Here is a 26,270-nt window from a genome sequence, read left to right as displayed (position 1 = left end):
CTCGTGTCGCATATCGAGAAGATCACCGGTGAGTTGCGTGCGCTGATGACGGGCGTCGAGCGTGCGCAGGGTCTGATGGCCGCTGCCCGAAACCAGGCGCAGGAAGTGGCGCTGCGGGCCGCGGGTGCCGGCTTCGTCGCGGTAGCGGCGGGCATGACCCGGGTCGGCAGCACCATCACGGAAATCCAGGGCGGTCTGGGCAGCCTTTCCGGTTCGATCGGGGAGGCGACGAAGGCGACTGCGGCCGTCCCGCACGAAGCCACCCCGCAGGAGACGATCGCCGGGCTGACTCCCGTGCTGGCCGCCGTGGACAGCGCCCGCGACGCCACGACCGGCATCATCACCCAGGTCGGTGAGGCACAGCAACTCGTTGCGATGATCCTCCAGGGTGGACAGCCCGGCCCACTGCTCCAGGCCCTGGACGGCATCAAGCAGGTCCTGGTCCTGGTGGTCCAGCGCACCGGCATCGCACGTCAGCACGTCGAGGCGGCGATCGCCGAGGCGCGACAACTCGGCTCCTCGGGAAACTGACCGGGGCTGGCGGTCCCGCACCGACCAGCCCGCCCCCGTCCGCCACCAGCGCCCCGGCTGGTCCAGCTACCAGCCTCGACGGTGACACCTCCGCTGGGCGTGGCCCCACCCCGTGGGCCAGGCAACCCACCGGCGTCCCCGGCGGATCACCAACCGGACCACGAACGCGGATCCCGCCGCAGGAGGACGAGAGCGTGCGGCGGTCGCTGGAGTTGGAGAACGCGTGCGCCGACACGGTCGCGGAGCGGGGCTACCGGGTCCACCAGAACCCGACTAAGCGGGAGATCGCCGAGGCGCGGCTGAACACCGGCGACGTCGGGAAGCCGGACAAGGACCCCGACTATCTGATCGAAGGCCACGTCTTCGACTGCTACGCACCGAATCCGGCGAAGGCCGTGCGGGGCATCTGGACGGAGGTGTCGGGGAAGGTGGCTAGCCAGCAGACCCAACGGGTGGTGCTGAACCTGCGGGACTGGCGCGGTGACCTCGCCGCTCTCCAGAAGCAGTTCGACGACTGGCCGATCCACCAGCTCAAAAGAGCTCGCTGCGGTGACCCGCGGCGGTGAGATCATTCAACTCGTACGGCGAGACTGAGAAGGCGGGCGGCACGTGGCTATCGAGTACCGATTGACGCTGGCGGGAGACATCCCACTGGAACGGGTGGCCGAACTCGTCTCGCCGGAAGGATTCGAGGAGTCGGCCCTGCCCGGCTATCCACGGCTGCTCGGCGCGGACCTTCAGGACACGTCTGGGTACACGGTCAGCATCTACGGCGGCAGCGACGGCTACTTCGACGCCGAAGACGACGACGGCACCCAGTGGGAGTGGGAACCCGACCGGCATGTGAACCTCGTTTTCCACATGCCAAAGGACGACCCGTCCGGTAGGTCGGTGCCCGACATGGTGAGGGCCGTGGCCCGCGTGCTCGCCGGCCGGCCGGAGGACGCCGCACTGGTATTGAACGGCAACTGGCTGCTCCTCACCCGCATCGCCGGCATCCTGCGAAGACACCGTCACGCCTGGTGGGACAACTACGGCATCAACGACATCTTCCTGTAGCTGCGATACCGCAGCGCGAGCCAGAAGGGCGGGTAGCGCTGCCGATACCGACCGGAGCGGATGGCGGGCAGGATGGGCACGTGCGGATGCTGTTTTCCATCGGCAGCACCTGCACGATCTTCGGTGCGGCCACGTCTGCAGACGAGAGAGCCCCTCGGAAGGCGTGGGTTCGCTGGGATGGCGACCGACTGGTCACCGCCGCAAGCAACGACGCAGACGGAAGCCTCGTCATCAGCCCGTCCCCACGAGGTTGGCTGCTGACCACGACCCTTGCCACCGCCCGGCTCCCAGGTGGTGGCCGGGTCGGACCATGGGCACCTGAGGTCTTCCGGCTCAGCGACGAGATCCTCGGCACCAACCTCGGCCGCCTCGCGCCGCCATTTGGGACTCGGTCCCGCAGAAAGCACGATTCAGTGCGGAGTTAGCTCGGTAGTAGACCTGCCGTCCGGCGAGCACACGTGGTGAGGCCGAGGATCGGTTACATGCGGTCCGGGGTGGTGATGCCCAGCAGGTGCAGACCTTGGTGCAGGACTCGGGCGGTGAGTTCACACAGGGCCAGCCGGCTATCGCGTACTTCGCTGGCCGCGCAGGACCGGGCAGTGCTCGTAGAAGCCGCTGAAGGTGGCCGCGAGGGTGTGCAGGTATCCGGCGAGCCGGTGGAACTCCAGGCTCTGCTCGACGTCGGCGACGACGGCGCCGAAGTTGACCAGTTCGAGGGCGAGGGCGTGCTCGGCCGGGTGCGTGATCGAGATCGGTGCCACGGTGGGCTGCCCGATCCCGGCGCGGCGGAAGATGGACCGGATCCGGGCATGGGCGTACTGGAGGTACGGGGCGGTGTTGCCGTCGAGGAAGAGCATCCGCTGCCAGTCGAAGACGTAGTCCTTGGATCCGGTCGGTGGACAGGTCGGCGTACTTGATGGCGCCGATGCCGACCGCGCGGGCGACGTCGGCGATGGCCGCCTCGGGCAGGTCGGCCGAGCTGGTCGTAGACGGTCAGGAAGTGCTTCTCCGACTCGGCGGCCAGCAGCCGCCACAACCGTAGGGCCAGCTCGTCGCCGCCTCGTCTGACAAGGTGCTGCCAAGCTTCGCCGTGAGCTGCAAGCTTGCTCGGGGGCACCTCGGAGGACTTGGCGCTGTTGAAGTCGTCGCCCAGGTACCGCGGAACGATGTGCCAGTGGAAACGCGGGATGTCTCGGGAGAGCGGCCAGCATGGGGCCGCCTCCTCGGGCGACACGTCGGCGATGCCGCTGACGCGAACTGCCGGGACGAGGAGCATGTGACCCCGGCCGGCCGTACCGAGCCGCGGCTCGCAGGCGGACCCCGACCGCGAGGAGGCATTCGGGTAATCTGTGGCTCAGCGGGCCGTTAGCTCAATGGCAGAGCTGAGGACTTTTAATCCTTAGGTTCTGGGTTCGAGTCCCAGGCGGCCCACCGTTGAGCTGGGAGAACATCCCGCCGTCACCTCATGTCGCAGCCCTTCGCGCGAGCATTGTCGGGTTTCTGGGCTTTGTTGTACGGGCGGCGGCGAGCACTCGCCCGGTTGGTGGCCACGGGGGCACGCGGTGCGCCGCCGCCAGCCTGGGCGGGCCTGGTGCTGCCAAAGGCCGTACATGCGCGTTGGGTATTCGAGGATCGCAGGTGGCATCCGGTCGCTTGATCGAGGACAGGGACCGCGCTCGACCACCGGGCCTCAATGTCGCCCCTGTCGATGTCGCGTTCGATCGTGCCGCAGCGGGCTGCGGGCGATGCAGACGCGGTAGGAAGTCCGGCAGCTTCGTCAGCGAGACCGGTGCCCGTACTCCCTGGGCCGTGGCGCCGGTCGCCGACGATGGCGGGGGTGGCCTCTCTCGGTCGGAACCGGGCGTCGTCTCGCCATGCCGGCGAGAAGCCGGGCTGGGTAGCTCGATAGAGGGTGTGCGCTGCCGGCCACGGCCGGCAGCGCACACGTAACGCAATCGCTGCAACTGCGTTAAGTAGTCGACAGCTTTCAGAACGTTATTGAGTTCATCAGCAGATCCATGACATGTGCCCCAGTGGAAGTGACCCACTTGTACCAAAATGATGAATACACTAGGACTGTCTCCGTATCGGGCATGTGCAGAGTGAAGCTAGGTGCTAACTCCGAGTGAAGTACCGATAACTTGGTGGCGAGGCCTGCAATGGCCAGCGCTGCCAGCATTGCTTGGATCATGAGGGGGGACGTTATCGCCTCGGGGGCGGTAAGTCGATCTGTCGGAAGGTGGGCGGCCGTCTGTCCGAAATGATCGCAAAGCGTCGTTTGCGTGCTATGCCGTATTTCTTGGTTCGTGCGATTCTGTTGGCAAATGGATAAAATCTGCTGCTTTGTGGTGCTTGTCGAAGGCTCGGAGCTGTTGACTGAATGCGTTAGGCTGATCGAAACCTGAAACGCCAAACGTCTATGTGAATCCTGATTCGGGGGGCGCGTGTGGAGGATCAGGTAGTCCTTGCTGTCGCCACGGCGCTGTCGACCAAGGGGGCGGAGGCGCTCGCGGCCGGTGCCCGCAGTGCGATCGGCTCGCTGTTCCAACTGGTCCGTGCCCGGTTCGGGGCGGGAACGCAGGAATCGGCTGTTCTTGAAGCCGCGATCGAGCACCCACAGGAGCGTTGGCGGCAGGCCGCTCTCGCCTCGGCGTTGGCTGACGTGATGGCTCGGGACCCCGACTTCGCCACTGCCCTCGACGAAGAGTGGCGCAGGTTGTCGAGGGCAGGCGTCGTCGCTGTTCAGGGTCAGGTGGTGAACCACTTCAGCGGGACGGCCGAGAGGGTCGTTCAGGCGCGTGACGTGCAGGGAGACATCATCTTCTAGGGCCTGCCGGAATGGGGCGTGCGGCGAGGCGTATGGGGGCGCGGCGATTGGGAAAAGATTTCCGCGGGGCCGGGGACAAGATGCCGTTCGCCGCGTCGAACGAGCAGTCGGGTTATGTGTCCGGGTCGAGCATCCAGGCTGGCGTAATTCACGGCGGTGTGCATTTCAACGGCGTTCCCGCTGATCGTTATCCAATTCCCCGGCAACTGCCCGCCCCGTCGCCGAACTTTTCCGCCCGGCTGAGTGAGTTGTCAGCACTGGACAGCCTTCTCGCTGAGGGCGGAAACAGCGTCGCGGTGCTGTGCGGGCCCGGCGGCGTGGGTAAGTCGGCGCTGGCGAGACAATGGGCCCACGGCAGGCGGAACCAATTCGTGGATGGTCAGCTCTATGCCGATTTGCGGGGTTTCAGCGGCGACCGGCCGCTGGACCCAGGGGTCGCGCTGGTGGCCTTCCTCCGGGCCCTCGGGGTGGCGCCGGACCGCATCCCTGTGGATCTCGCCGAGCAGGTCGCCCTCTATCGAACGGTGACCGCGAACAGGTCCCTGTTGGTGCTGCTCGACGACGCGTTCTCGGCAGGCCAGGTCAGGCACCTGCTGCCGGCCTCGACGTCCACGGCGGTGGTGGTGACCAGCCGGCGTCGGTTGACCGGTTTGTTGCCCGACGGGGCCCGCCTGTTCGACGTGGGTCCGTTGCCGACCACGCAGGCGGTGGAGTTGCTGGGGCGGGCGGTGGGCCCCGAGCGGATCCTGCGGGAGTCCGGGCCGGCCGAGGAACTGGCGGCGATCTGCGGCGGGTTGCCCATCGCGCTCGTCGTGGCGGCGGGCCGGCTGGCCTCCCGTCCCAAGCTGACACTCCGACGGATGGTCGCGGAGCTGGCCGACGAGGCGCAGCGGCTGGCCCGGCTCTCGACGGTGGACGGTGTGTCGGTCAGGACGACGTTCCAGTTCTCGTACCAGGCGCTGACGCCGGAGGCGTCGGTGCTGTACCGGAGGCTGGCCCTGCACCCGGGGGCGGAGTTCGGGGTGGATCTGGTCGCGGCGGTGGCCGGCGCGGGGCCCGGCGACGCGGCCCGGGTGGCTGCGTTGGTGGGCGAGCTGCTGGACGCGAGCCTGCTGGACGAGGTGTCCGAGGACCGCTTCCGGTATCACGACCTCCTTCGGCTCTGCGCCCGCGAGGTGGCGGAGCAGCACGACCCGGAGGCCGACCGGCAGGCGGTGGTGCGCACGATGCTGGAGTTCTACCTCGCCGCCGCCCGCCGGGCGGACCTGGTGGTGACTCCCTACCGGCGGCGGCTGCCGTACGCCTTCCTGCGACCCCTGGACGGGCCACCCGAGTTCGCCGACCGCGCCGCCGCCCTCGCCTGGCTGGATCGGGAGCGGGGCAACCTCATGGAGGCGGGCCGGGTCGCCCTCGGCCTAAGGCACCACGAGCTGGCCTGGCAGCTCAGCGACGTGATGTGGCCCCTGCTGCTCTACGTGAAGAACTACCGGGACCGGCTGGAGATCGACGAGCGCGGCGTGCAGGCGGCCCGGGCCTGGGGGAACGTGTGGGCCGAGGCGGACATGCTCAAGCGGCTGGCCCGGGCCTGCAGCCGGGTCGGCGCCTACGAGGCGGCCGAGCAGCACGGGCGGGCGGCGGTCGACCGGTACCGCCAGGCGGGCGACGCCCAGGGGGTCGTCGACGCCGAGGAGGGCCTGGCCACCCTCTACGCCGACACCGGCCGTGCAGAACAGGCGGCGGAGGCGTACGCCCGGGTGCTCGCCGGGCGGCGGGCGCTGCCGGACGTACGGAGCGTGGGCCTGTCCTGCCTCAACCTGGGCATGCTGCTGACCACGACCGGTCGACCCGCCGACGCGCTACCGCTGTTGGTGGAGGCCGGGGAGATCTTCGCCGGGCTGTCCGAGGTCGACCCGTACAACGCCGCGCGGGTGCTGTCCGGGCTGGCCGGCGCCCACCTCGGGCTCGGTGATCTGGCCGCCGCAGAGAGCTGTGCCGCCGAGGCGGTGCGCCGGATGGCCGACCTCGGGTCGGACAGCGAGCGGGCAGAGGCGGTGGTGCTGCTCGGCCGCATCGCCCGGCGGCGCGGCGACGACGAGGCCGCACGGCAGCACTACCGGGAGGCCGCCGACGTCTTCACCCGGCTCGGCTCTCCCCGGCTGCCCGACGTGCTCCGCCTGGTCGACGAGGCGGGCGGCGGCGCGGGCGAGCCGTAGCGCGTTCGGTGCGGTCCGTCGGTGGTGGAGGGTTCCGGCGACCCAGCGGGTGTGCAGCAGCCCGGCCGTCGCGGCGAGCAGTCCGACGGTCAGCAGGCCGGGCGGGGTCACCTGGCCGAGCTCCAGCGGCGGGCCGTTACGTACGCCGACGGTGACGTCGCCTGCCGGGGTGCCGACGACGGCGAGGGCGATCCCGGGGCAGGCCGTGAGCAGGCTCGCGCCGACCCGGGCCGGATCGCCGCCGGTGATGGTCACCACGACGTCGGCGAGCCGAGCCGCGCGGGGCGGTGGGCCACCCGGCAGCAGCGCGACGACGACGACGGGCTCGGCGGCGGCGCTCATGCCCGGCCGTCCAGCGGCACCGGCATCGGCACCGGGGAAGTCTGCCGGTGCCGGCCCGGCTCGGCAAGCTGGAGCAGCCGGTACATGGTGCGCCGCAACAGCACGCCGGCTTCCCCCGGCCGGGCGGTCAGGGCGGCCATCACCGCCTGCGGGTCGACCGTCGCGGCCAGGGCGAGCTGGGGTGGCAGCGGCCGGTGCGGGTCCAGGTGGGTCGCGTTGGCGGCGAGCAGGTGCTGGGCCGTGCCGGCGGCGGGCATCGACCGGGGGGCGGGCAGCAGCAGGGTCGGGCGTCCGATGGCGGCGGCGTAGGCGGTGACGGAGCCGTGGTCGCCGATGACGTGGTCGGCGGCGACCACCGGGCCGCGCCAGTCGACGGTCGGATCGGGCAGCAGCAGCCCGCCGTCGCGGCAGTCCCGGAGCCAGGCGCGGATCTGGCGGTGCCCGTGTGCGTCCCACACCGCCGGGTGCAGCAGCGCGGCGATCCGGTACCGCTGCGCCGGGAGCTGCGTCATCAGCTGCGGAAGAAGGTCGGGCCAGCGGCCGAAGACGCCGTCCCGGCCCCAGGTGGAGGAGACCACGACGAGTTCCTGCTGCTCGTCCAGCCCCATCTCCCGTCGGTAGTCCGGGCGTCGGGGGAGGCTGGCGACGAGCCGGTCGACGCAGGGGTCGCCGACGACCACCGCGGCCTCGACCGCCTCGGGGCACTGCCGGCGCAGCACCTCCAGCTCGCCGTCGTGGGAGAGGGCGAGGGCCGTCGGGAGCACTCGCCCGCCGTGGGTCAGTCGCTGGGCGTCGAGCCCGTACACGGGCGGTTCCGCGAGCACCGGTCCGCCGTACGACGCTGGTCGCACCCGCTTGCTGTGCCCCGCCCCGTGGGCCATCAGCAGCAGGGGCGCGTGCAACTGGTGCAGCCCGCCGTAGGTGGCGGCGAGGCCGAGGTCGAACCGCTCCCGGACGGCCTGGTGCCAGGGCAGCACGAGCGCGCCGAGCCGGTCGAGGAACCGCCTCACGTGCGGGTTGAAGACGTCCGGCGCCACCGTGAAGACCAGCTGGACCCGGGGGTCGCTCTCGACGTACTCGATCACGTCCAGCAGCCGCTGGCAGCTCGTGATGGTGTGGGCGACGACGAGCACCGTACGGCAGCCCGACCGGCTCACCCAACGGTTGGCGTCGATGCCGATCGGGCTGGCCGACCATTCCAATGACGTCATTTTGCGTCCCTTCCGGCGTGCTGTGTGGATGGGAATCAGCGTCGAGTGGGCGGCTGCGGATCACCTTGCCGGTCGCCTTGCAGTGGGCTTGCAGGGCGCTGGGAAGTGGAATGTCCGATCTTGGACTCTGCGGAGAAATGTTTGTGACTATCGGTCTGTCGGATCAAGAATAAATAGGTGAACGTCGATCAAGATCTAGTGGGGGCGAGAGCTGATGGAGTTCACGATTCTGGGTCCCACCGAACTCACGGTCGGGGGGCGGACGATCCCGCTGGGAGCGGCGAAGCAGCGCGGCCTGCTCGCTGTCCTGCTCTACCACGCCGGTGATCCCGTGCGGGTCGAGACGATCGTGGAGTTCCTGTGGCAGGATTCCGCCGTCCATGCCCGCCGACCGCTGCTCTACACGCTGGCCAGCAGGTTGCGGTCGGCCCTGCGGCTGGTCGGCCTCCAGGATGCCCTGGTGCGGGTGCCCGGCGCCGGCGCCTACCGGCTGGCGGTGGATCCGGAGCTGGTCGATTACCACCGGTTCCTGCGATTGACCGCCGAGGCGCGGCAGGCAATTGACCGGCATCATCATGATCGGGGAATTGATCTGCTCACCGGGGCAATCGATCTGTGGCGGGATGATCCGCTCGCCGAGCTGCGCGGCGCGCGTGGTGAACACCTCCGGCGGGATATGCGGGAGAAGCAATTCAGGGCGGAGAAACTTCTGGCGGAGAGTGAGTTGGCCATCGGCCGACACGAGCGGGTGTTGACCCGACTCGAACCGTTGCTGATCGAGAACCAGCTCGACGAGGGGCTGGCCCGATTGTGGGCCACCGCACTGCACGCGGCCGGTCGTACCCACGATGCGCGGGATTTTGTCGCCGCCTACCGGCGACGCTATCGCCGAGCGATGCGAACTGATCCGGTGCTGGACCTGGCGGCTCTCCAACCCGGCGTGCCGGCGAGGAGCCAACTCGCCGGCACGGACGGAACCGTGCCGATGCCCCGGCAGCTGCCGCACGACGTACCCGATTACACCGGGCACACCGCACTGCTCGACGAGCTGGACGCTCTCGCCGCCGGCGACGGCATCGCGAAGGTGGTCGTGCTGACCGGGATGCCGGGGGTGGGCAAGACGACCCTCGCCGGGCACTGGGGGCATCGCCGGCAGAGCTGGTTCCCGGACGGGCAGCTCTACCTGAACGCGGAGGCACACGGACCGGCCCCGCCGGTCCGCCCGCAGGAGGCGCTGCACCGCTTCCTCGTCGCCCTCGGTGTCCCGGCCGACCGGGTGCCCGCCGACGCGGAACGACGCCTCGAGCTGTACCACCGGCTGATGAGCGGGCGGCGGATGCTCGTCGTGCTCGACAACGTCGTCGACTCCGACCACGCGCGGCAGCTCCTGCCCCGCGCCGACACCGGTTTCACGGTCGTGATCAGTCGCAACCGGCTCCCTGGGCTGAGTGTCCGGCACGGCATCCGCAGCCTCACCGTCACGCCGTTGTCGTACCTCGAACGACAGCGCATGCTCGGCCGGATCGTAGGAGGGAGACGCGCCGGCGCGGAGCCCGCGGCGCTGGAGACGCTGGCCCGACTGTCGGACGGCCTGCCGCTCGCGCTGCGGGTCATCGGCGAGCACGTGGGTTCCCGGCCCGATGCGCGGCTCGGCGACCTGGCCGACGAACTGGCCGGTCGACTGCTCGACATCGAGGGCGACGACACCGACGAGATGACCCTGCGGACCGTCTTCGCCTGGTCGGTCAACGCGCTCGACCCGCTGCCCGCCCGGCTCTTCCTGGCGCTCGGCCTCTTTCCGGGCAGCACCATCGGGGCCGAGGCCGCCGCGGCGATGCTGGCGGTGGACGTCGCCGGAGCCGAGCGGGCCCTCGACCGGCTCGCCCGCGCCCACCTGGTCGACCACGACACCGTCCGCCGGTACCGGATGCACGACCTGTTGCGCCAGTACGCCGCCGACCGGGCCGGAGAGGACGTGCCACCCGAGCAGCGCCGCGCGGCGCTCCGTCGGCTGTTGGACTGGTACCTGCACACGGCCGTCAACGCCGTCGGTCTGCTGGCGCCGGGCCGACCGGCCGTTCCCGACCTGCCCGAGCCGGGCGGGGTGACGCCGATGACGTTCGCCTCCGACTGTGCCGCCCTGCGCTGGTGCGAGGTGGAACGGACCAACCTGCTCGCCATGGTCCGTCGCGCGGCTGCCGAAGGCTTGCACCGGCACGCCTGGCAGATCGTCGACACCGTCCACGAGGTCTTCGACCGGTCCGGCGACCAGGAAGACACGCGGGAGATGTTGCGGATCGCCCTCGACACCGCGACTGCCGACGGTCATGACCTGGGCCGGGCCGGCACCCTCGTCAACCTCGGCGCGAGCTACTTCACCACCCACGACTACCACCGCGCCGGCCGCCTCTTCACCGAGGCCCTGCGCCTCGCCCGGGAGAACGGGTGCGCCGAGCTGCAGCGGGCCTGTCGGCACAACCTCGCCTCCGTACAACTGCGCACCGGGGCGACCCTCGCCGCCATCGACAGCTTCCACGAGGTGCTGACCGACTGCCGCGCGGTCGGGGAGGTCCCCGGGGAGGCGTACGCCCTCCATAACCTAGGCGATGCGCACCATCGGCTCGGGCTCCGCGACGAGGCGCGCGCGTTCTACCGACAGGCTCTTGTCGTCTGGGACCGGATCGGCTCGCTGCGTGGACGAAGCCTCACCCACGTCGGGCTCGCCGAACTCAGCCTCGACGCGGGCCAGCCTGAGGTCGCCCTTGCCCAGGGCCGCGTCGCACTCGGCCTGCACGACCGGGTCACCGACGACACCATCCGGTGCGACGCCCTCACCATCTCGGCCGAGGCCCAATTGCGCCTCGGCCGGCACCGCGATGCGCTGGCCGACGCCGCCCTGGCCCGGGCCGTCGGCGACGAACTGGCCGACCCGCTGCGGCAGGCGCGCGCCCTGGTCGTGTCGGCGGAGGCCCTCAGCGCGGTCGGCGACCACGACGGCGCCCTCGTCCGGGGCCGGGAAGCCCTCGGTCTCCTCGGCGACACGGACCACCCGCAGCGGCAGGTCGTGCGGGACCGACTCGCCACTTACCACGACCACTCGCAACGGAGGGAGGAACGGTCGGCGTGAGCCCCCCCCCGGCAGCCCGGATGCCGTCGATCGAGCGCTTCGACCCGGCCCGGCGACGTCCGGGCCGGGGAGCTACGCCGGCGGCAGCGACTGCCGTACCGGTCGCCCGTTCACCCGCCCGCCGGCGCGGAACCGGTCGGGTGGGGTCGGGAAGGCTCGGGGAACACCGCGGGCGTGCCGGTCACCGGATCGGGCACGATCCGGCAGCGCAGCCCGAACACGTCGGCGACGAGGTCCGGGGTGAGCACCGTCGCCGGGTGGCCGGTCTCGGCGACGTGGCCGCCGCGCAGCACCACCAGGTCGGTGGCGTAGCGGGCCGCCTGGTTGAGGTCGTGCAGGACGGCGACCACGGTCCGGCCGCCGGCGTGCAGGTCGGCGAGCAGGTCGAGGACCTCGTACTGGTGGGCGATGTCGAGGTAGGTGGTCGGTTCGTCGAGCAGCAGGATCGGGGTGTCCTGCGCCAGCAGCATGGCCAGCCAGGCGCGTTGCCGCTGACCACCGGAGAGTTCCGCGAGGATCCGGTCGCCGAACCCGGTGGTCCCGGTGACGTCCAGCGCCGAGCTGACCGCCTGTTCGTCCTGCGCCGTCCAGCGACTCAGCGGCGATCGGTGCGGATGCCGTCCGCGTAGCACCAGATCGGTGACGGTCATCCCGGCCGGTGCCTCGATGCCCTGGGGGAGCAGCCCCACGGTGCGGGCGTACTGCCGCCGGCTGTAGCCGCGGACGTCGCGGCCGAGGACGGCGACGCGGCCCTCGGTCGGCCGCAACACGCGGGCGACGGTGCGCAACAGGGTGGACTTGCCGCATCCGTTCGGTCCGATGAAGACGGTGAAGCTTCCCTCGGCGACCCGCAGGGAGACGTCGCGGCAGACGGTTCGGCGGTCGTAGCCGACGGTGACCGAGTCCAGCTCGATCGCGGGCGGGGCGGTCATGGTTGCCTCCGGGGCGGCGGGTGCGGTGTGAGACGGGGGACGGCTCACCTGGGCCTCCCCCGCCAGGTCCAGGCCAGGACGAGAGCGAGGTAGCCGCCGCCGAGGACGCCGGTGACCGCGCCGACGGGCAGTTGTTGCCCGGGGACGAGTCGTTGGGCCAGCTGGTCGGCGGCGAGCAGCAGGGCGGCGCCGAGCGCCGCGCTCGTGGTCACCAGGGGGGCGGCGACCCGGGTGAGCCGGCGGGCCAGGTGGGGGGCGGCCAGTGCGACGAAGCCGACCGGCCCGGCGCCGGCGACACCGACGGCGGTGAGCGCGACCGCCAGGGCCGTCGCGGTGAGGCGTTGCCGGCGTACGGGTACGCCGAGGCTCAGTGCCTTGTCCCCGCCGTTCTCGATGAGCCGCAGCCCCCGGGCCGCCAGCACGGAGAGCGGCAGCAGCGCGGCGAGCGCGCCGAGCAGCAGCGGCAGGTGGTGACCGCTGCCGTTGAGGCTGCCGACGAGCCAGACGGCGGCGTTCTGCGCGTCGGTCACCTCGGCGCGGGTCAGCAGGTACGCGTTGACGGAGGTGAGCAGGGCGGACAGGCCGATCCCGACGAGGATGAGGCGCTGCCCGGTCCCGCCGAGCAGCAGCGCCGCCGTGGCGACGGCGGCGCCGCCGAGCACCGCGCCCACCGCCGGGGTGAGCCGGGTGTCGTGCAGGACCAGCAGGACGACGAGCGCGCCGGTGGCTGCGCCGACGGTGAAGCCGACGATGTCGGGGCTGCCGAGGGGGTTTCGGCTGGCGCTCTGGAAGAGGGCGCCGGCCGCGCCGAGGGCCGCCCCGACGGCGAGGGCGGTGCCGATCCGGGGCAGCCGCAGCTCGAACAGGACGAACCGCAGGCCGGGGTCGCCGCCGCCGGTCAGCACCGGCCACAGTTCGTGCAGCGGAGTGGCGTACCGGCCGCTGGCCAGGGCGGCGACGGCCAGGCCGGCGCTGAGCGCGAGCACGACGACGCAGGCGAGGGTGGCGCGGCGGGTCTGCCGACGGAGCGTGCGTCGGCCCGGACCGCTGGTGGGGGCGGTGGTCATGGTCGGGGGATCCTCCGGGCACGGACCAGGGCGATGAACACGGGGGCGCCGATGGCGCCCATGACGATCGCGACCTCGATCTCTCCGGGGCGGGCCAGGAGCCGGCCGAGCACGTCGGCGGTGATCAGCAGGATCGGGCCGAGCAGGCCGCTGTAGGCGACGACCCACCCGAGCCGGGGGCCGCAGATCGCGCGGGCGGCATGGGGGACGGCGAGTCCGAGGAAGCCGATGGGGCCGGCCACGGCGGTCGCGCCGCCGCAGAGCAGGGTGGTGGCGACCAACGCGAGCAGCCGGGTGCGGCCGGGGTTGACGCCGAGGGCGGTGCCGCCGTCGTCGCCGAAGCGCAGCACGTCCAGCGGCCGGATCACGGCCACGGTGACGACCAGGCCGGCGACCAGCGCGGGGGCGGCCGTGAGCAGGGCGGACAGCGGCTGGTCTGCGAGGCTGCCGACGGCCCAGAACCGGTACCGGTCGAACGCGGTCTGGTCCAGCAGGGTGACTCCGGCGACGGCGCCGGTCAGGCAGGCGCCGACGGCCGCGCCGGCCAGGACCAGCCGGCCGTCCTCGGCCGTACCCGGGCCCCGGGTGCCGCCGATGACGGTGACCAGGCCGGCGGCGACGCCCGCGCCGAGCAGGGCGAGCAGGAGGTGACCGCGTTGGCCGGCCACCCCGGCGAGGATCCCGGCCACCACGGCGGCGGCGGCACCGGCGTTGACGCCCAGCAGCCCGGGGTCGGCGAGGGGGTTGCGGGTCAGCGCCTGCATGAGGACGCCGGCCAGCGCCAGGGCCGCTCCGACGCAGATCGCGATCGCCGTACGGGGTAGCCGGACCTCCCAGACGATCAGGCCCGCCTGGCTGTCGCCGTGGGCGACGAGTTCCCGCAGCACGGTGCCGGGCGTCAGGGGCAGGGCGCCGACGACGAGGCTGGCCGCGATCGATGCCAGCAGGGCGACGGCACAGGCGAGCAGCCCGGCGGCGAGGAGGTGGGGGCGGCGTAAGCCGGTGGGGGTGGCGACCGACACTGTGACTCACTTCATGGTGGAACGTTCCATCGCTGGCTAAGGTAAACCTACCCTAAGCCCCATGGGAATCTCGTTTCGCCGCCCCTCAGAGGATCGAATGCCATGTCACACACCCGCCCACGCCGGCTGAGCACACTCCTGACCGCCGCCGCACTGTTGCTCGTCACGCTGGTGGCCGGCGGTTGCGCCGCAAGCGAGGCGGGCCCGGCCGACACGGCGTCCGGATCGTCCAGCGCCGCGTTCCCCACGACGCTCACCCACGCCTTCGGCACGACCACCATCGCCGCCAAGCCCGAGCGGATCGTGGTGGTGGGCCTCAAGGAGCAGGACTACTTCCTCGCCCTCGGCGAGGTGCCCGTCGCGATCCGCGACTGGTACGGCAACATGCCGAACGCGACCTGGCCGTGGGCCCGGGAGCGGCTCGGCGAGGCCAGGCCGGAGGTGCTGGCCCGCGCCGAGCTCGACTACGAGAAGATCGCCGCGCTGCGCCCCGACGTCATCGTCGGGCTCTCCTCCGGCATGTCCCGCCAGGAGTACGACCTGCTCGCGAAGATCGCCCCCACCGTCGCCCAGCCGGCGGGGGACGGCAGTTGGGCGGTGACGTGGCAGCAGATGACCAGGGCCGCCGGGCAGATCACCGGCCGCAGCGCCGAAGCCGAGACGCTCGTCGCCGACCTGGAGAAGCGGATCGCCTCCGTCGCCGGGGCGCAGCCCCGCCTCAAGGGCGCCCGCACCGTGTTCGCCTCCACGTACGAAGGCCAGTACTACCTGTTCAGCCCCGAGACCACCGCCTCGAAGGTCCTGCTCGACCTCGGCCTGACCATGTCACCCGAGGTCACCACGCTCACCGACAACGCCAACCAGTCCGCCACCATCAGCCGCGAACGGTTCGACCTGACGGACGTGGACGTCGCCGTCTGGTCCGAGGCGGCCACCGACCCCGGCGTGGCCACCCTGCTCGGCGACCCGCTCTACACCCGGCTCGACGTGCACACCCAACGCCGCGAGGTCTTCCTCGGCACCGAGGCCAACGGCGCGCTGGCGTTCTCCTCCGTGCTGAGCCTCCCGTACGTGCTGGACAAGATCGTCCCCGCGCTCGCCGCCGCTGCCGACGGCGACCCCGCCACCGACTCGGAGTACAGCGCGAAATGACCGACACGCTCACCCGGCCCGGCTTCTGGACCGCCACCGTGCACGAGACCCGGCGACTGACCCCGCACCTGCAGCGGGTCGTCCTCGGCGGCCCCGACCTGGCCCGCTTCCCCGCCCTGGGCGTGCCGGACGAGTCGGTGACGCTCTACTTCCCCCGCCCCGGCGAGCCGGCCCCGCCACCGATGACCCTGCGCGGCGAGGTGTGGGGCTACCACGACGAGCCGCACCCGCCCACCGGCCGCAACTACTCCGTCCGGGACTTCGATCCGGTCGGAGCGCGGCTGACCGTCGACTTCGCCCTGCACGACCACGGCCCCGCCACGTCCTGGGCGCGGCGGGCCGAAACCGGCACCGGTCTCCTGCTGTGGCGCTGTCGCGCCTGGTTCCGCCCACCTGCGGACACCCGGTGGCTCGTGCTCGCCGCCGACCTGGCCGGGCTGCCGGCTGCCACCCGCATCGTCGCGGAACGGACGCCCGGCGTCCCGGTGCGGGTGCTGGTGGACCTGCCGGACACGGCCGACGCCCGGGACCTGTTCGCCGCCGCCGGCGACGATCCCGCGGTGCAGATCGACGTACGGGTCGGGGTGGGCAACGGCCACGGCCCGGGTAGCCTCGTCGACCGGCTGCGGGAGACGACCCTGCCGGACGGTCCCGGCTACGTCTGGGTCGCGGGGGAGGCCGGCGAGTGCCGCCAGGCCCGGTCCGTGCTGCGTACCGTGCACCACCTGCCCCGCGACCGCGCCGTCTGCGTGGGCTACTGGCGCACCGACGCGGCCGACTGGGAACACCGCTACGCCCGCTTCCGTCCCCTCCTCGACCAGGTCTACCAGGACGCCCTCGCGGCCGGGCTCAACCCGGTGGAGGCCGGTGACCGGATGGAGGAGGCACTGGAACGGATGACCCGGTGACCGGCTCCGACCCCCGGGTGGAGTCCCGCCACCACAGGTGGACCGGGTGCTCGTAGACCCCACCCGGGCCGCCACCGATCAGCTCGTCGAGCAGGTCGGCGCAGCGGCGCCCGGCGTCCAACGGCGACAGGTCGAGCGCGGTGATCGGCGGTTGTCCCAGCCGCAGGGCGCTCGACTCGGTGGCGCTCGCCAGCAGGACGTCCCGCCCGACCCGGCGGCCGAGCCGGTGCAGCACCTGCACGGCCAGCGGAGCGGTGTCCACCGAGGCGCACACCAGGGCGTCCACCCCCGGCTGGGCGAGCACCTGTGCGACCGCCCGGGACACCTCCGCCGGCGAGGGTACCCACGGATGCTGCGCCACCACGGTGGCGACGCCGTGCCGGGCGCACCAGTCGCGGTATCCCGCCGCGAGCTGGGCCGCCCAGTCGCCGGTCTCCGGTGGCACCACCAGGGCGGGACGCCGGGCACCGGCGGCGGCCATCCGGTCCAGCAGCCCGGTGAGCGCCCGGTGGTGGTCCGCCCAGAGCACCACCTCCGGACGCATGCCGTCCGGGGGCCGTTCGAAGCACACGACCGGCATGCCGCCCTGCATCAGGACCGCCACGAACTCGTCGTCCTGGTGGGGGTCGGCCACGATCACCCCGTCGAGCGCCCGCGGCGACCGGTGCTCGGAGGCGGTCAGGATGGTGACGTCCCGGTCGCGGGCGGCAGCGCGCTCCATGATGCCGAAGACGAACCGCATGTAGAACTCCGAAGTGGACGGCACGCCGGGAACGTAGACCCCGATGATGCCGGTGCGGCCACCCCGCAACTGCCGGGCCGCGCGGTTGGGGACGTAACCCAGTTCCGCCATCGCCGCGCGGACCCGCTCCCGGGTCGCCTCGGAGACCCGGCCGGAACGCGACAGCACATTGGAAACCGTGGACTTGCCGACTCCCGCCCGGCGCGCGACGTCGTGCAGCGTGACCGGACGGGGCATCAGCCCAGTCTAGGGAACCGGGCACCGGCCGGGACACGGCACCACCACACCCCCCACGGAAGACGGTGACCCTCATGTCCGAGCACCATCCCGCCCCGCCGCGCACGACGTCGCCCGTCGGCAACGACCACCGGCAGCGACCCGCCGTGCTCGGTGCGGCCGGCGACGGTTGGGTCGAGTTCGACCTGCCCGGCGTGGGGATCGGCACCGCCGAGTATCCCGACGGGCCGACCGGCGTCACCGTGCTCAGCATCCCCGGCGGCGCGCGTACGGCCGTGGACAGGCGGGGCGGGGCCGTCGGCGTCAGCGGCGGGTTCCCGTACCACCATGCGTTGTGCTTCGCCGGCGGGTCGAGCTTCGGTCTCGCCGCGGCCTCCGGCGTCTACGACGAACTGCTCCGCCGCGCCGGCTACGCGACCGACTTCGGCAGCCTGCCGGTGGTGTCCGGGGCCGTCGTCTACGACTTCACCCCCCGGGACAACGCCGTCTATCCGGACGCCCAGCTCGGCGCGGACGGGCTGCGCGCGGTACGCACCGACGGGGTGGCCGTGGGCAGGGTCGGCGCCGGGGTCGGCGCGACCGTCGGCAAGGTCGACAACGCCCGCGCCGAGTGGGGCGGGCAGGGTGCCGCCTTCGCCCGCATCGGCGCGGCCCGGCTGCTGGTGCTGACGGTGGTGAACGCGATGGGCGTGATCGTCGACCGGGAAGGCGGCATCGTGCGGGGCAACCTCGACCCGGCGACCGGCCGGCGTCGCCACCCGGCCGAGGACTACGCCGAGCTGCTCGCGGCAGCCACGCCGGACCCCGCGCCGGCCGGCGGCAACACCACCCTGACCGCCGTGGTCACCAACGTCCGGATGACCGACACCGAGCTCGCCCAGTTCGCCACCCAGGTGCACAGCTCCATGCACCGGGCGATCCAGCCCTTCCACACCATCGCCGACGGCGACACCCTGTTCGCCCTGACGACCGACGAGGTGACGGTGCCCTCCCCGTCGCTCCGGCTGGGCACGGTCGCCGCCGAACTGGCCTGGGACGCCGTCCTCGCCAGCGTCGACACCCCGCGGCGGGCACCCGCCGCAACGGCCGGGGTGGCGGCGGGATAGTTCGCGCCGGGTGGGGAACCTGGGGGCATGCGGATCAGCAGCGCCCCGGCGGTGGCGGCGTCGAGCGAGGAGACCGGCCCCGACGGGGTGCGCCGGCCCGGCGGCGAGGTGCACGCCTGGCTGCCCGGGCAGAACCAGACCCTGTGCGGGCTGCCCCTGAGCCGGACCAGGCTGCGCCGCTTCCCGCACGTCCGCTTCGACTACTCCTCGACCGACGTGCTCACCGCCGGCGACGCCGTGGGCCACGTCTGCCCGCGCTGCCTGGCCGCCACCGGCGGCAGCCGGGACCGCCGGCAGCGGCAGAGCTGGGTACGCACCTCCCCCCGCCCCTGACGTCCCGCGTGATTCGTCCCCCGCCCAGCGGGTACGGGGCCAGGCATGCGGATCGTGGTGCTGGGGGCGAGCGGGAACGCCGGGACGGCGCTGCTGCGGCGGCTGCGCCGGGAACGGGGCCTGGACCTGGTCGGGGTGGCCCGCCGCCCACCCGGCCCGGACGCCGGTGAGCCGTACGACGGGCTGACGTGGCACCCCTGCGACGTCGGGGCACCGGGTGCCGCCGCCCGGCTGGTGGAGGTCTTCGCCGGGGCGGACGCGGTGGTCCACCTGGCCTGGCAGATCCAGCCCAGCCACGACCAGCGGGTGCTGCGCCGGACCAACGTCGACGGCAGCCGGGCCGTGGTCGACGCGGTGCTCCGCGCGCGGGTGCCCGCCCTGGTGTACGCGTCGTCCGTCGGCGCGTACGCGCCCGGCCCGAAGGACCACCCGGTCAGCGAGCGGTGGCCGGCGACCGGGGTGCCCGGGTCGTCGTACAGCCGGGACAAGGCCAACGTGGAGGCGCTGCTCGACGGGGTCGAGCGGCAGCACCCGGGGCTGCGGGTGGTGCGGATGCGCCCCGGGCTGATCTTCCAGCGGGACGCCGGCACCGAGATCACCCGCTACTTCCTCGGGCCGCTGGCCCCGGTGCGGCTGCTGCGGTACGGCCGCCTCCCGCTGGTGCCCACGCACCGCCGCCTGCGGATGCAGGCCGTGCACGCCGACGACGTGGCCGACGCGTACGCCCGGGCGGTGCTGGGCGACGCGCGGGGCGCGTTCAACCTGGCGGCCGACCCGGTGCTCACCCCGGAGTTGGTGGCCCGGCACTTCCACGGCTGGACGGTGCCGGTGGCGGCCCCGCTGCTGCGCGGCGCGGCGGCGATGACCTGGCGGGCCCGGCTGCAACCGGTGGACGCCGGCTGGGTCGAGCTGGCGCTGAACGCCCCGCTGATGTCCAGCGAGCGGGCCGAGGCCGAGCTGGGCTGGCAGCCGGGTACGGACGCGCTGGCCGCCCTGCGGGACCTCTTCGCCGGGATGGCGTACGGCGGGCACACCGGCAGCCCGCCGATGTCGGCCGCCCCGGACCGGCCGGGCCGCCCGGCGGCCCTGCTGCGCGCCCGCCCGCCCGGCCACACCAACCCCTACTGACTCCGCCCGCGCCGGGGGCACCCTCAGGCGTGGGAGAGCGCGAAGGCGGTCAGGAAGCCGGCGACCGTGATCAGGCCGACCAGCAGGTGGGCGTCCTCGAACGCCTCGGGGACCATGGTGTCGGTGATCATCGCGAGGATCGCGCCGGCCGCCAGGGCGGTGATCGAGGCCAGCACCTCCGGCGGCGCACCGCCCAACAGCGTGTAGCCGGCGAGCGCCGCGAGACCGCTGACCAGCGCGATCCCGGCCCACAGGGCGAAGACGTACCGGCTGCTCCGGCCGGCCCGGCGCATCCCGGCCGCGCTGGACAGGCCCTCCGGCACGTTGCTGAGGAAGACCGCGACGACCGTGACCAGGCTGACCGGGCCGCCGGTGAGCAGGCTCGCGCCGATCACCACCGACTCGGGGATCCCGTCGAGCAACGCGCCCACCGCGATCGCCGACCCGGAACCGGGCGCCTCCTGCTCCGACGGCTGCGCGCCGGAGCGCTTGCGGTGCCGCGCGCCCCGCCTGGCCAGCAGGACGTTCGCCCCCGTGTACGCGAGCGCGCCGCCGGCCGCCCCGACCGCGGTGGGCAACAGCCCGCCCTGCTCGTGCGCCTCGGCGATCAGCTCGAAGGAGACGGCGGAGAGCAGCACCCCGGCCCCGAAGGCCATGATCGACGCGATGACCCGGCGCGGGACGGGCACGAACCAGCCCAGCGCCGCCCCGAGCAGCAGCGCCGACCCGGCCAGCAGCCCCCAACCACCCGCTTGCGACCACTCCGGCACCCGCAGGACGCTACCCGCGCCCCGGGATCGCGAAACAGGGTCAGAAGTCCGCGAAGAGGTATGGCAAACGGCGGGGGAAGAGGCGGCGCAGCTCGGCGGCGGCGTCCGCCGGCACCCGCCCCAGGCCACGGACGTCGACCTCCGCCGGGTCCAGCACCCCGTACGCCAGGGCGGAGAGCCCGGCCGCCGTGAGCGTCGCGGCCGGCACGGACCCGGTGGCGTCGCCGGACAGCTCCAGCCGGCCGGTCGCGCCGTCGAGCAGGTGGGTGCCGGCGAGCCACCGGTCCCCGGTCAGCTCCACCCGGACCCGGCCCGGCCCGGCCGGGAGACCGGCCAGCGCGTCGAGCGCGAGCAGCCGGGCCATCGGCGCGGACGAACCCGGCCGGGCGACCCGCGCCTCGACGTGCACGGCCAGGTCGGTCAGCCACAGCTCGGGCAGCTCGTCCGCCGCGATCCGCAGGCGGATCCGCTCCACCTGGTCGACGTGCCGGGCGAGGAACTGCAGGATCAGGGCCCGGGCGTACGGGTCGGCGACCAGCAGGTCGTCGCCGGCCAGCTCGCCGCCGTGGTCGTCGATCCGGTACGTCAGCACGCCGACCGTCTCGCCGTCGATGCGGGCGGTGAGCTGCCACCGGTCGTCGTCGTCGCGCTGCCGCACCGCCCGGGTCTCGGGGAAGATCGCGAACCCGTGCCGCTCGGCCAGGCAGCGCTCGGTGAAGGCGCGGTGGTCGGCGTACCCCGAGCCGCTGCGGCCCCAGGCCAGCTCGCCGGGCAGGTCCGCGCGCAGCAGCGCGGCCAGGTCGGCCGGGGCGAAGACGGCCGTACGCGCCCGGGGCAGGCCGACGTACCCGAAGCGCTCGTAGAACGAGGCGCGGAACGGGTACAGCGCGGTGAGCGGGTGCCCCTCGTCGCGCATCTCGTCGAGGAGCTGGCGCAGCAGGGCCCGGACGTGCCCGCGCCGCCGCGCCAGCGGGTGGGTGGCGACCCCGGCGACGCCGGCCATCGGCAGCACCGCCCCGCGCAGGTTCTGCCGCATCGGGATGGCCGACGCGGTGGCCAGCGTCTCGCCGCCCTCCTCGGCGACCAGGGTGCGGGTGGCCTCGTGGTAGGGCAGGTAGCTGCGGAACTCCTCGGCCCGCTCGGGCCGCATCGGGGACGCCTCGAAGGCGTACGCCTGGAGCGGGAAGGAGGTGGCCGGCCGCTCGGAGTTGGTCAACCGCCGGATGGTCATGAGAGCGCCGTGACGTCGGAGACGACGACGGTGACGTTGTCCGGCGCGCCGGCCTGGTGGGCGAGCTTCACGAGCTGCTCGCCGCACTGCTGGCGGTCGCCGTACATGGCGAGGGCGGCGGCGATCGCGGCGTCGTCCACGTAGTCGGAGAGCCCGTCGCTGCACAGCAGCAGCCGGTCGCCGGCGAAGACGGTGAGCGTGCCGACCGCCGGGGGCGTGTCGGCGCCCTGCACGGCGCGGGTCACCAGCGACCGCTGCGGGTGGTGCCGCGCCTGGTCCGGGGAGAGGGCGCCCTGGTCGACGAGCGCCTGCACGAACGTGTCGTCGCGGGTGAGCTGGGTCAGCTCGTTGTCCCGCAGCAGATAACAGCGGGAGTCCCCGACCTGCGCGAGGACCAGGACGTCCCCGGCGAGCAGGCCGGCCGTCAGCGTCGTACCCATGCCCTCGCGCGCGGGGTCGACGGAGATGGCGGCCCGGATCCGCTGGTTGGCGGTGCTCACCACGGCCCGCAGCGCGTCGGCGGCCCCCTCGGTGGTGGTGGGCGGGTCCAACTCGTCGAGGATGCGGATGACGATCTCGCTCGCCACCTCACCAGCCGGCAGGCCACCCATCCCGTCGGCGACGGCGACGAGGCGGTCACCGGCGAGGGCGGAATCCTCGTTGTTGGTCCGCACGAGGCCGACGTCGTTGAGGATGGCCGAGCGGAGGATCAGCGTCATACGACAAGCTTGCCAAGAAGACCCGCCCGGCGTCTCTACGCACTCCGGGGTCGGCCCGAAAAGAATCTTGTGTCGGCGCGGGTGGCCGACCGGCCGGCGGCCCGAACGGTCGACCGGTCAGCGGCGGGGGTAGCGCAGCAGCAGGCTCGCCCACACCTCCTCGTCGCCGATCGCGGCGTAGCCGTGCGGCACGTCCGACGTCCAGCGCAGGTGGCCGCCGGGCCCGGCGGTCAGCGGGTCGTCCACCGGCCCGGCGCGGAGCTGCCCGGCGAAGACGGTGACGTGCTCGGTGACCCCCGGCTGGTGCGCGGGGGAGAGCTGGCCGACGCCGGGCGCGACCCGCATCCGGTACAGCTCGTACGTCGCCCCGGCCTCGGTGAACACCTCCAGCAGGGTCGCGCTCACCGCCGCCCCGCGCACCGTGGGGGTCGCCGCCGGCCCGGAGAGCGCCGCGGTCAGCGGCACCCCGAGCTGGGCGGTCACGGCGTAGAGCGTCTCCAGGGTGGGGTTGCGGGTGCCGTTCTCCAGGCCGGAGAGGGTGGCCTTGCCCACCCCGGCGAGCCGGGCCAGGGTGGACAGTGACAGGCCCCGCTCCTCGCGCAGGGCGCGCACCCGGGCACCGACCGTGCCGGCGTCCGTGGCTGCCTGCTCCCGGGCCGCTTGCGGGGTTGGTGTCGGCGACTCCATCCCGCTATCGTGCTACACGCCATCGTTCCGTAAACGGAACGGCGAAGGGGGAGACGTGGCCGGCCTGCTGCAACCCGTGCTCGCCGGGGTGGTGACCGCGCTCGTCGGCTTCGCCAGTTCATTCACCGTCGTGCTCGCCGGGCTGCGCGCCGTCGGCGCCGACGAACGGCAGGCCGCCTCCGGGCTGCTCGCCGTCAGCGTCGCGTCCGGCCTCTGCGCGGTGTGGCTGGGGCTGCGGCACCGGCTGCCGATGGCCATCGCCTGGTCCACCCCCGGGGCGGCGCTGCTGGTGGCCACCGGCCCGGTCCCCGGCGGCTGGCCGGCCGCCGTCGGCGCGTTCGTCGTGTGCGGGGCGCTGATCGTCGCCGCCGGGCTGTTCCCGGCGCTCGGCCGGGCGGTGGCCGCGATCCCCGGCCCGATCGCCGCCGCGATGCTGGCCGGGGTGCTGCTGCCGCTGTGCACCGCGCCCGTCCGCGCCCTGGTCGAGGTGCCGAGGCTGGCCGCGCCGGTGGTCGTCACCTGGCTCGTCCTGCACCGCTTCGCCCGGCGCTGGGCGGTGCCCGCCGCGCTCGTCGCGGCGGCGGTCGCCATCGCGGTGACCACGCCGGGCGGCGTCGGCACGCACGGCCTGCGGCCGGTGCTCGTCCTCACCGCACCCGAGTGGACGGTGCCGGCGGTGATCGGGCTGGCGCTGCCGCTGTTCCTGGTCACCATGGCCGCGCAGAACGTCCCCGGGATGGCGGTGCTCACCGGGTACGGCTACCGTCCCCCGCTCGGCTCCGCGCTGCGGGTCACCGGCCTGGCCAGCGCCATCGGCGCGCCGGTCGGCGGGCACGCGGTCAACCTCGCCGCGATCACCGCCGCGCTGGCCGCCGGCCCCGACGCCCACCCGGACCCGGAGCGCCGCTGGGTCGCCTCGGTCACGGCGGGGGTCGGGCTGGCCCTGCTCGGCCTCGGCGCGGGCGTCGCCACCGCCCTCGTGCTGCTCTCCCCGCCGGTGCTGATCGAGGCCGTGGCGGGGCTCGCGCTGCTCGCCGCGCTGGCCGGCGCGGTGTCGGCGGCCGTCGCCGACCCGGCGACCCGGGAGGCGGCCGTGGTGACCCTCGTCGTCACGGCCTCCGGGGTGAGCCTGCTCGGCGTCGGGGGCGCGTTCTGGGGGCTGGTCGCCAGCTGGCTGATGCTGCTCCTCCTACGCCGCCGCCACGAGAGCGACCACGCTGAGCCCGGCGAGCCCGTCGAGCCCGTCGAGCCCGCCCGGCCGGCCCAGCCGGTCGAGTCCGTGCAGCCGGTTCCGCCGGTCGAGCCCGTCGAGCCCGTCGAGCCGGCGTCGGCTGGGCGGGCGTCGGCTGGGCGGGCGGAGCGCTAGATCGACTCCATGTCGGCGACATGGCGGGAAAAACCGCCCCGGGATACCCCGATGTCGCCGACATGGAGTCGATCAAGGGGGCCGCGTCGATCAAGAGGGGCGGGGTCGACCAAGGGGCTCGCCTCGATCAAGGCCCGCGTCGATCGAGGCCCGCTGGCGTCACTCCTCGGCGGGCAGGCTCGTCGCGAGGACGTCGAGGCGTACCCGGCCGTCGGCGACGGCGGCGATCTGGTCGGCGAGCACGTAGACCGCGCCGGTCGGGGCCTGGTCGGTGGAGACCTTCAGGTAGCCGGTGCGCAGCAGGCGGGCGGCCAGGTCGGCAGGGACGTCCGGCTCCTCGGTCGCCGCGGATTCGATCAGCTCGTCCAGGCTGCCGCCCGGGTCGGCGGTCGGGGCGGCGGTCGGCGCCTGCACGGTCACCGCGTTCGGGTCGCCCCGCTGGACGAGGTCCACGGTGCCGACCTCTGCACCGGTCACGTCGAACACGGGCATCCCGGTGGTGACGCGGGAGATGGCCGCCTGCTGATCCGTCCCCTGCTGCTCCATCCCGAGGCGGTTCCCGCCCCGCCACCCGACTAAACGCCGCGCCGGTCAGGCCCGACCAGATGCCGCGCCGGCCGAACGCCGCGCCCGGTCAGGCCCGACCAGATGCCGCGCCGACCCCGAACATCGTCCGGGTCAGGCCCGACCGAACGCCGCGCCGAACCTCGAAACACCGTCCCGGTCAGGTGCGGGTGTCCGGGGTCGGCAGCCACGAGCCCGGCGGCCGGGGGGACAGCTCCCGCCACCCGTCCGCCCCGGCGAGCAGCGCGCGGACGGTCTCCTCGGCCTCCTCCGCGTTCGGGTACTCGTAGAACTGGGAGACCCCCTCCGCGCCCCCGGCGCGCTGCTCGACGTGCCACCGGTCGCCGTCCACCCGGAGGAAGACGTCCCGCCGCGCGAGCCGCCCCCACTTGCCGTTCCACCAGTGCTTCCGCTGCTCCATGGCGGGACTCTATCGAACATGTGTACGACAAGGCCCGGCCCCCACGGGAATCCCGTGAGGGCCGGTGTGCGTCGGTGTGCGTCAGCGCGCGGCCGGGGGCTCCGGGCTGCGGCCGAGCACGTCGTCCAAGGCGCCCCGCTGCTGGCCCGGGGTGGTGTGGCCGGTGGCCATCAGCGCGTCCCGGATCTCGGTGAGCAGCTTGACCTCCTCGCTGGGGGCGGCCGGCGGCGGCTCCTCGCCGCGCTTGCGCCGCTCGGCCAGCCTGTTCATCGGGAAGACGACCAGGAAGTAGAGCGCCGCCGCGGTGAGCAGGAAGGTGATCGCCGCGTTGACGAAGGCCACCCAGTCGAACGGGATGCCGCGAAACGTCGGGGTCGAGCCCTCAAGGCCCTTCGGATTTCCGGTGATCAGCACGATCAGGACTCTGACCAGCGGTTCCAGGAACGACTTGGTGAGCTGGGTGACCACGCCCGTGAACGCCGCGCCGATGACGACGCCGACCGCGAGGTCGACGACGTTGCCGCGCATGATGAAGTCCTTGAAGCCCTTGAGCATCCGTTACTCCCGTGGTGTCC

At 73.2% G+C, this 26,270-nt stretch carries 23 protein-coding genes, 1 tRNA gene and 2 pseudogenes; 13 read left to right on the top strand and 13 right to left on the bottom strand.

Annotation, left to right across the window (positions count from 1 at the left end; all coding sequences use genetic code 11):
- Positions 1–3: 3 nt before the first annotated feature.
- From LPU61_RS18505 to LPU61_RS18495, 3 genes and pseudogenes are all read left to right on the top strand, one after another.
- Positions 4–531 carry a DUF6244 family protein gene (locus tag LPU61_RS18505; RefSeq protein ID WP_043963713.1) on the top strand — a complete coding sequence of 176 codons (528 nt, stop codon included), beginning with the start codon at positions 4–6 and terminating at the stop codon, positions 529–531.
- Positions 532–725: 194 nt separating this feature from the next.
- Positions 726–1,125 (top strand): annotated as a pseudogene (locus LPU61_RS18500) (hypothetical protein).
- 15 nt (positions 1,126–1,140) lie between these two features.
- The gene (locus LPU61_RS18495; RefSeq protein ID WP_043961265.1) at positions 1,141–1,590 is read left to right on the top strand and encodes a SitI3 family protein; all 450 of its coding nucleotides are present in this window, start codon (positions 1,141–1,143) and stop codon (positions 1,588–1,590) included.
- 478 nt (positions 1,591–2,068) lie between these two features.
- Here the strand turns inward: LPU61_RS18495 and argS are convergent.
- Positions 2,069–2,544: pseudogene (argS, locus tag LPU61_RS18490) on the bottom strand (arginine--tRNA ligase); the annotation flags it as partial.
- A 405-nt stretch (positions 2,545–2,949) separates the two neighbouring features.
- On the opposite strand from argS, the gene LPU61_RS18485 reads away from it, so the two are divergent.
- The 3 genes from LPU61_RS18485 to LPU61_RS18475 all read left to right on the top strand — a co-directional run bounded on the left by LPU61_RS18485 (position 2,950) and on the right by LPU61_RS18475 (position 6,630).
- Positions 2,950–3,021: transfer RNA gene (locus tag LPU61_RS18485), tRNA-Lys, on the top strand.
- Positions 3,022–4,036: 1,015 nt separating this feature from the next.
- On the top strand, positions 4,037–4,417 hold the full coding sequence (locus LPU61_RS18480) for a hypothetical protein (RefSeq protein ID WP_052503584.1): 381 nt from the start codon (positions 4,037–4,039) through the stop codon (positions 4,415–4,417).
- A 443-nt stretch (positions 4,418–4,860) separates the two neighbouring features.
- Positions 4,861–6,630 carry a tetratricopeptide repeat protein gene (locus LPU61_RS18475; RefSeq protein WP_229405619.1) on the top strand — a complete coding sequence of 590 codons (1,770 nt, stop codon included), beginning with the start codon at positions 4,861–4,863 and terminating at the stop codon, positions 6,628–6,630.
- Positions 6,631–6,968: 338 nt separating this feature from the next.
- Here LPU61_RS18475 and LPU61_RS18470 read toward each other — a convergent pair whose 3' ends face one another.
- Positions 6,969–8,183: a hypothetical protein gene (locus LPU61_RS18470; RefSeq protein WP_229405618.1), complete on the bottom strand. Its 1,215-nt coding sequence runs from the start codon at positions 8,181–8,183 to the stop codon at positions 6,969–6,971.
- Between the two features lie 214 nt (positions 8,184–8,397).
- Between LPU61_RS18470 and LPU61_RS18465 the strand changes: the two genes are divergently transcribed.
- A complete protein-coding gene (locus LPU61_RS18465) occupies positions 8,398–11,310 on the top strand; it encodes a tetratricopeptide repeat protein (protein ID WP_082106139.1) in 2,913 nt (970 codons plus the stop codon).
- A 110-nt stretch (positions 11,311–11,420) separates the two neighbouring features.
- On the opposite strand, the gene LPU61_RS18460 is transcribed toward LPU61_RS18465, so the two are convergent.
- From LPU61_RS18460 to LPU61_RS18450, 3 genes are read right to left on the bottom strand one after another with little or no spacing between them, the layout of a single operon-like run.
- Entirely contained in the window at positions 11,421–12,242 is an 822-nt protein-coding gene (locus LPU61_RS18460) for an ABC transporter ATP-binding protein (RefSeq protein ID WP_043961277.1), read from the bottom strand.
- A gap of 44 nt (positions 12,243–12,286) precedes the next feature.
- Positions 12,287–13,309, bottom strand: a complete 1,023-nt coding sequence (locus tag LPU61_RS18455; protein ID WP_043961278.1) for an iron chelate uptake ABC transporter family permease subunit — start codon at positions 13,307–13,309, stop codon at positions 12,287–12,289.
- Positions 13,306–14,331, bottom strand: coding sequence for an iron ABC transporter permease (locus LPU61_RS18450; protein WP_043961279.1), 1,026 nt, complete (start codon positions 14,329–14,331; stop codon positions 13,306–13,308). Before LPU61_RS18450 ends, LPU61_RS18455 begins: the two co-directional genes overlap by 4 nt.
- A 102-nt stretch (positions 14,332–14,433) precedes the next feature.
- On the opposite strand from LPU61_RS18450, the gene LPU61_RS18445 reads away from it, so the two are divergent.
- Together LPU61_RS18445 and LPU61_RS18440 are read left to right on the top strand one after the other, a co-directional pair.
- Positions 14,434–15,483, top strand: coding sequence for an iron-siderophore ABC transporter substrate-binding protein (locus LPU61_RS18445; RefSeq protein WP_043961280.1), 1,050 nt, complete (start codon positions 14,434–14,436; stop codon positions 15,481–15,483).
- Positions 15,480–16,391, top strand: coding sequence for a siderophore-interacting protein (locus LPU61_RS18440; RefSeq protein WP_043961281.1), 912 nt, complete (start codon positions 15,480–15,482; stop codon positions 16,389–16,391). Before LPU61_RS18445 ends, LPU61_RS18440 begins: the two co-directional genes overlap by 4 nt.
- Here the strand turns inward: LPU61_RS18440 and LPU61_RS18435 are convergent.
- Complete coding sequence (locus tag LPU61_RS18435; RefSeq protein ID WP_082106140.1) at positions 16,333–17,370, bottom strand: LacI family DNA-binding transcriptional regulator; 1,038 nt, start codon at positions 17,368–17,370, stop codon at positions 16,333–16,335. The genes LPU61_RS18440 and LPU61_RS18435 overlap by 59 nt on opposite strands.
- Positions 17,371–17,444: 74 nt before the next feature.
- Here LPU61_RS18435 and LPU61_RS18425 point away from each other — a divergent pair, with 74 nt between their 5' ends.
- From LPU61_RS18425 to LPU61_RS18415, 3 genes are read left to right on the top strand one after another with little or no spacing between them, the layout of a single operon-like run.
- Positions 17,445–18,476, top strand: coding sequence for a P1 family peptidase (locus LPU61_RS18425; protein WP_052503589.1), 1,032 nt, complete (start codon positions 17,445–17,447; stop codon positions 18,474–18,476).
- Between the two features lie 27 nt (positions 18,477–18,503).
- Positions 18,504–18,809: a hypothetical protein gene (locus LPU61_RS18420; RefSeq protein ID WP_229405617.1), complete on the top strand. Its 306-nt coding sequence runs from the start codon at positions 18,504–18,506 to the stop codon at positions 18,807–18,809.
- Positions 18,810–18,854: 45 nt separating this feature from the next.
- Positions 18,855–19,937, top strand: a complete 1,083-nt coding sequence (locus LPU61_RS18415; RefSeq protein ID WP_229405616.1) for an NAD-dependent epimerase/dehydratase family protein — start codon at positions 18,855–18,857, stop codon at positions 19,935–19,937.
- Between the two features lie 23 nt (positions 19,938–19,960).
- On the opposite strand, the gene LPU61_RS18410 is transcribed toward LPU61_RS18415, so the two are convergent.
- The 4 genes from LPU61_RS18410 to LPU61_RS18395 form a co-directional block, all read right to left on the bottom strand.
- Positions 19,961–20,707: a ZIP family metal transporter gene (locus LPU61_RS18410; protein WP_043961283.1), complete on the bottom strand. Its 747-nt coding sequence runs from the start codon at positions 20,705–20,707 to the stop codon at positions 19,961–19,963.
- A gap of 40 nt (positions 20,708–20,747) precedes the next feature.
- A complete protein-coding gene (gene eis, locus LPU61_RS18405; protein WP_229405615.1) occupies positions 20,748–21,938 on the bottom strand; it encodes an enhanced intracellular survival protein Eis in 1,191 nt (396 codons plus the stop codon).
- Positions 21,935–22,657: a PP2C family serine/threonine-protein phosphatase gene (locus LPU61_RS18400; protein WP_043961285.1), complete on the bottom strand. Its 723-nt coding sequence runs from the start codon at positions 22,655–22,657 to the stop codon at positions 21,935–21,937. Before LPU61_RS18400 ends, eis begins: the two co-directional genes overlap by 4 nt.
- Positions 22,658–22,774: 117 nt before the next feature.
- Positions 22,775–23,344 carry a helix-turn-helix domain-containing protein gene (locus tag LPU61_RS18395; RefSeq protein ID WP_229405614.1) on the bottom strand — a complete coding sequence of 190 codons (570 nt, stop codon included), beginning with the start codon at positions 23,342–23,344 and terminating at the stop codon, positions 22,775–22,777.
- A gap of 55 nt (positions 23,345–23,399) precedes the next feature.
- Between LPU61_RS18395 and LPU61_RS18390 the strand changes: the two genes are divergently transcribed.
- Complete coding sequence (locus LPU61_RS18390) at positions 23,400–24,710, top strand: benzoate/H(+) symporter BenE family transporter (protein WP_229405613.1); 1,311 nt, start codon at positions 23,400–23,402, stop codon at positions 24,708–24,710.
- Between the two features lie 159 nt (positions 24,711–24,869).
- Here the strand turns inward: LPU61_RS18390 and LPU61_RS18385 are convergent, their stop codons facing one another.
- From LPU61_RS18385 to mscL, 3 genes are all read right to left on the bottom strand, one after another.
- The gene (locus tag LPU61_RS18385) at positions 24,870–25,256 is read right to left on the bottom strand and encodes a hypothetical protein (RefSeq protein ID WP_043961287.1); all 387 of its coding nucleotides are present in this window, start codon (positions 25,254–25,256) and stop codon (positions 24,870–24,872) included.
- A 178-nt stretch (positions 25,257–25,434) separates the two neighbouring features.
- Positions 25,435–25,695 carry a hypothetical protein gene (locus LPU61_RS18380; protein ID WP_229405612.1) on the bottom strand — a complete coding sequence of 87 codons (261 nt, stop codon included), beginning with the start codon at positions 25,693–25,695 and terminating at the stop codon, positions 25,435–25,437.
- An 81-nt stretch (positions 25,696–25,776) separates the two neighbouring features.
- On the bottom strand, positions 25,777–26,250 hold the full coding sequence (gene mscL, locus LPU61_RS18375; RefSeq protein ID WP_229405611.1) for a large conductance mechanosensitive channel protein MscL: 474 nt from the start codon (positions 26,248–26,250) through the stop codon (positions 25,777–25,779).
- Positions 26,251–26,270: the final 20 nt, after the last annotated feature.

The organism is Micromonospora sp. NBRC 110038, assembly GCF_020884815.1.
Lineage (GTDB): Bacteria > Actinomycetota > Actinomycetes > Mycobacteriales > Micromonosporaceae > Micromonospora > Micromonospora haikouensis.
The sequence above is the reverse complement of the archived record's forward strand: the minus strand, read 5'-3'. Positions and strand labels throughout refer to the sequence as shown.

Excerpts from the sequence above, each read along its gene's own strand:
- LPU61_RS18470 (WP_229405618.1), bottom strand. The coding sequence starts at position 8,183 with ATGACGTCATTGGAATGGTCGGCCAGCCCGATCGGCATCGACGCCAAC.
- LPU61_RS18465 (WP_082106139.1), top strand. The coding sequence starts at position 8,398 with ATGGAGTTCACGATTCTGGGTCCCACCGAACTCACGGTCGGGGGGCGG.
- LPU61_RS18460 (WP_043961277.1), bottom strand. The coding sequence starts at position 12,242 with ATGACCGCCCCGCCCGCGATCGAGCTGGACTCGGTCACCGTCGGCTAC.
- LPU61_RS18455 (WP_043961278.1), bottom strand. The coding sequence starts at position 13,309 with ATGACCACCGCCCCCACCAGCGGTCCGGGCCGACGCACGCTCCGTCGG.
- LPU61_RS18445 (WP_043961280.1), top strand. The coding sequence starts at position 14,434 with ATGTCACACACCCGCCCACGCCGGCTGAGCACACTCCTGACCGCCGCC.
- LPU61_RS18440 (WP_043961281.1), top strand. The coding sequence starts at position 15,480 with ATGACCGACACGCTCACCCGGCCCGGCTTCTGGACCGCCACCGTGCAC.
- LPU61_RS18435 (WP_082106140.1), bottom strand. The coding sequence starts at position 17,370 with ATGCCCCGTCCGGTCACGCTGCACGACGTCGCGCGCCGGGCGGGAGTC.
- LPU61_RS18425 (WP_052503589.1), top strand. The coding sequence starts at position 17,445 with ATGTCCGAGCACCATCCCGCCCCGCCGCGCACGACGTCGCCCGTCGGC.
- LPU61_RS18420 (WP_229405617.1), top strand. The coding sequence starts at position 18,504 with ATGCGGATCAGCAGCGCCCCGGCGGTGGCGGCGTCGAGCGAGGAGACC.
- LPU61_RS18415 (WP_229405616.1), top strand. The coding sequence starts at position 18,855 with ATGCGGATCGTGGTGCTGGGGGCGAGCGGGAACGCCGGGACGGCGCTG.
- eis (WP_229405615.1), bottom strand. The coding sequence starts at position 21,938 with ATGACCATCCGGCGGTTGACCAACTCCGAGCGGCCGGCCACCTCCTTC.
- LPU61_RS18400 (WP_043961285.1), bottom strand. The coding sequence starts at position 22,657 with ATGACGCTGATCCTCCGCTCGGCCATCCTCAACGACGTCGGCCTCGTG.
- LPU61_RS18395 (WP_229405614.1), bottom strand. The coding sequence starts at position 23,344 with ATGGAGTCGCCGACACCAACCCCGCAAGCGGCCCGGGAGCAGGCAGCC.
- LPU61_RS18385 (WP_043961287.1), bottom strand. The coding sequence starts at position 25,256 with ATGGAGCAGCAGGGGACGGATCAGCAGGCGGCCATCTCCCGCGTCACC.
- LPU61_RS18380 (WP_229405612.1), bottom strand. The coding sequence starts at position 25,695 with ATGGAGCAGCGGAAGCACTGGTGGAACGGCAAGTGGGGGCGGCTCGCG.
- mscL (WP_229405611.1), bottom strand. The coding sequence starts at position 26,250 with ATGCTCAAGGGCTTCAAGGACTTCATCATGCGCGGCAACGTCGTCGAC.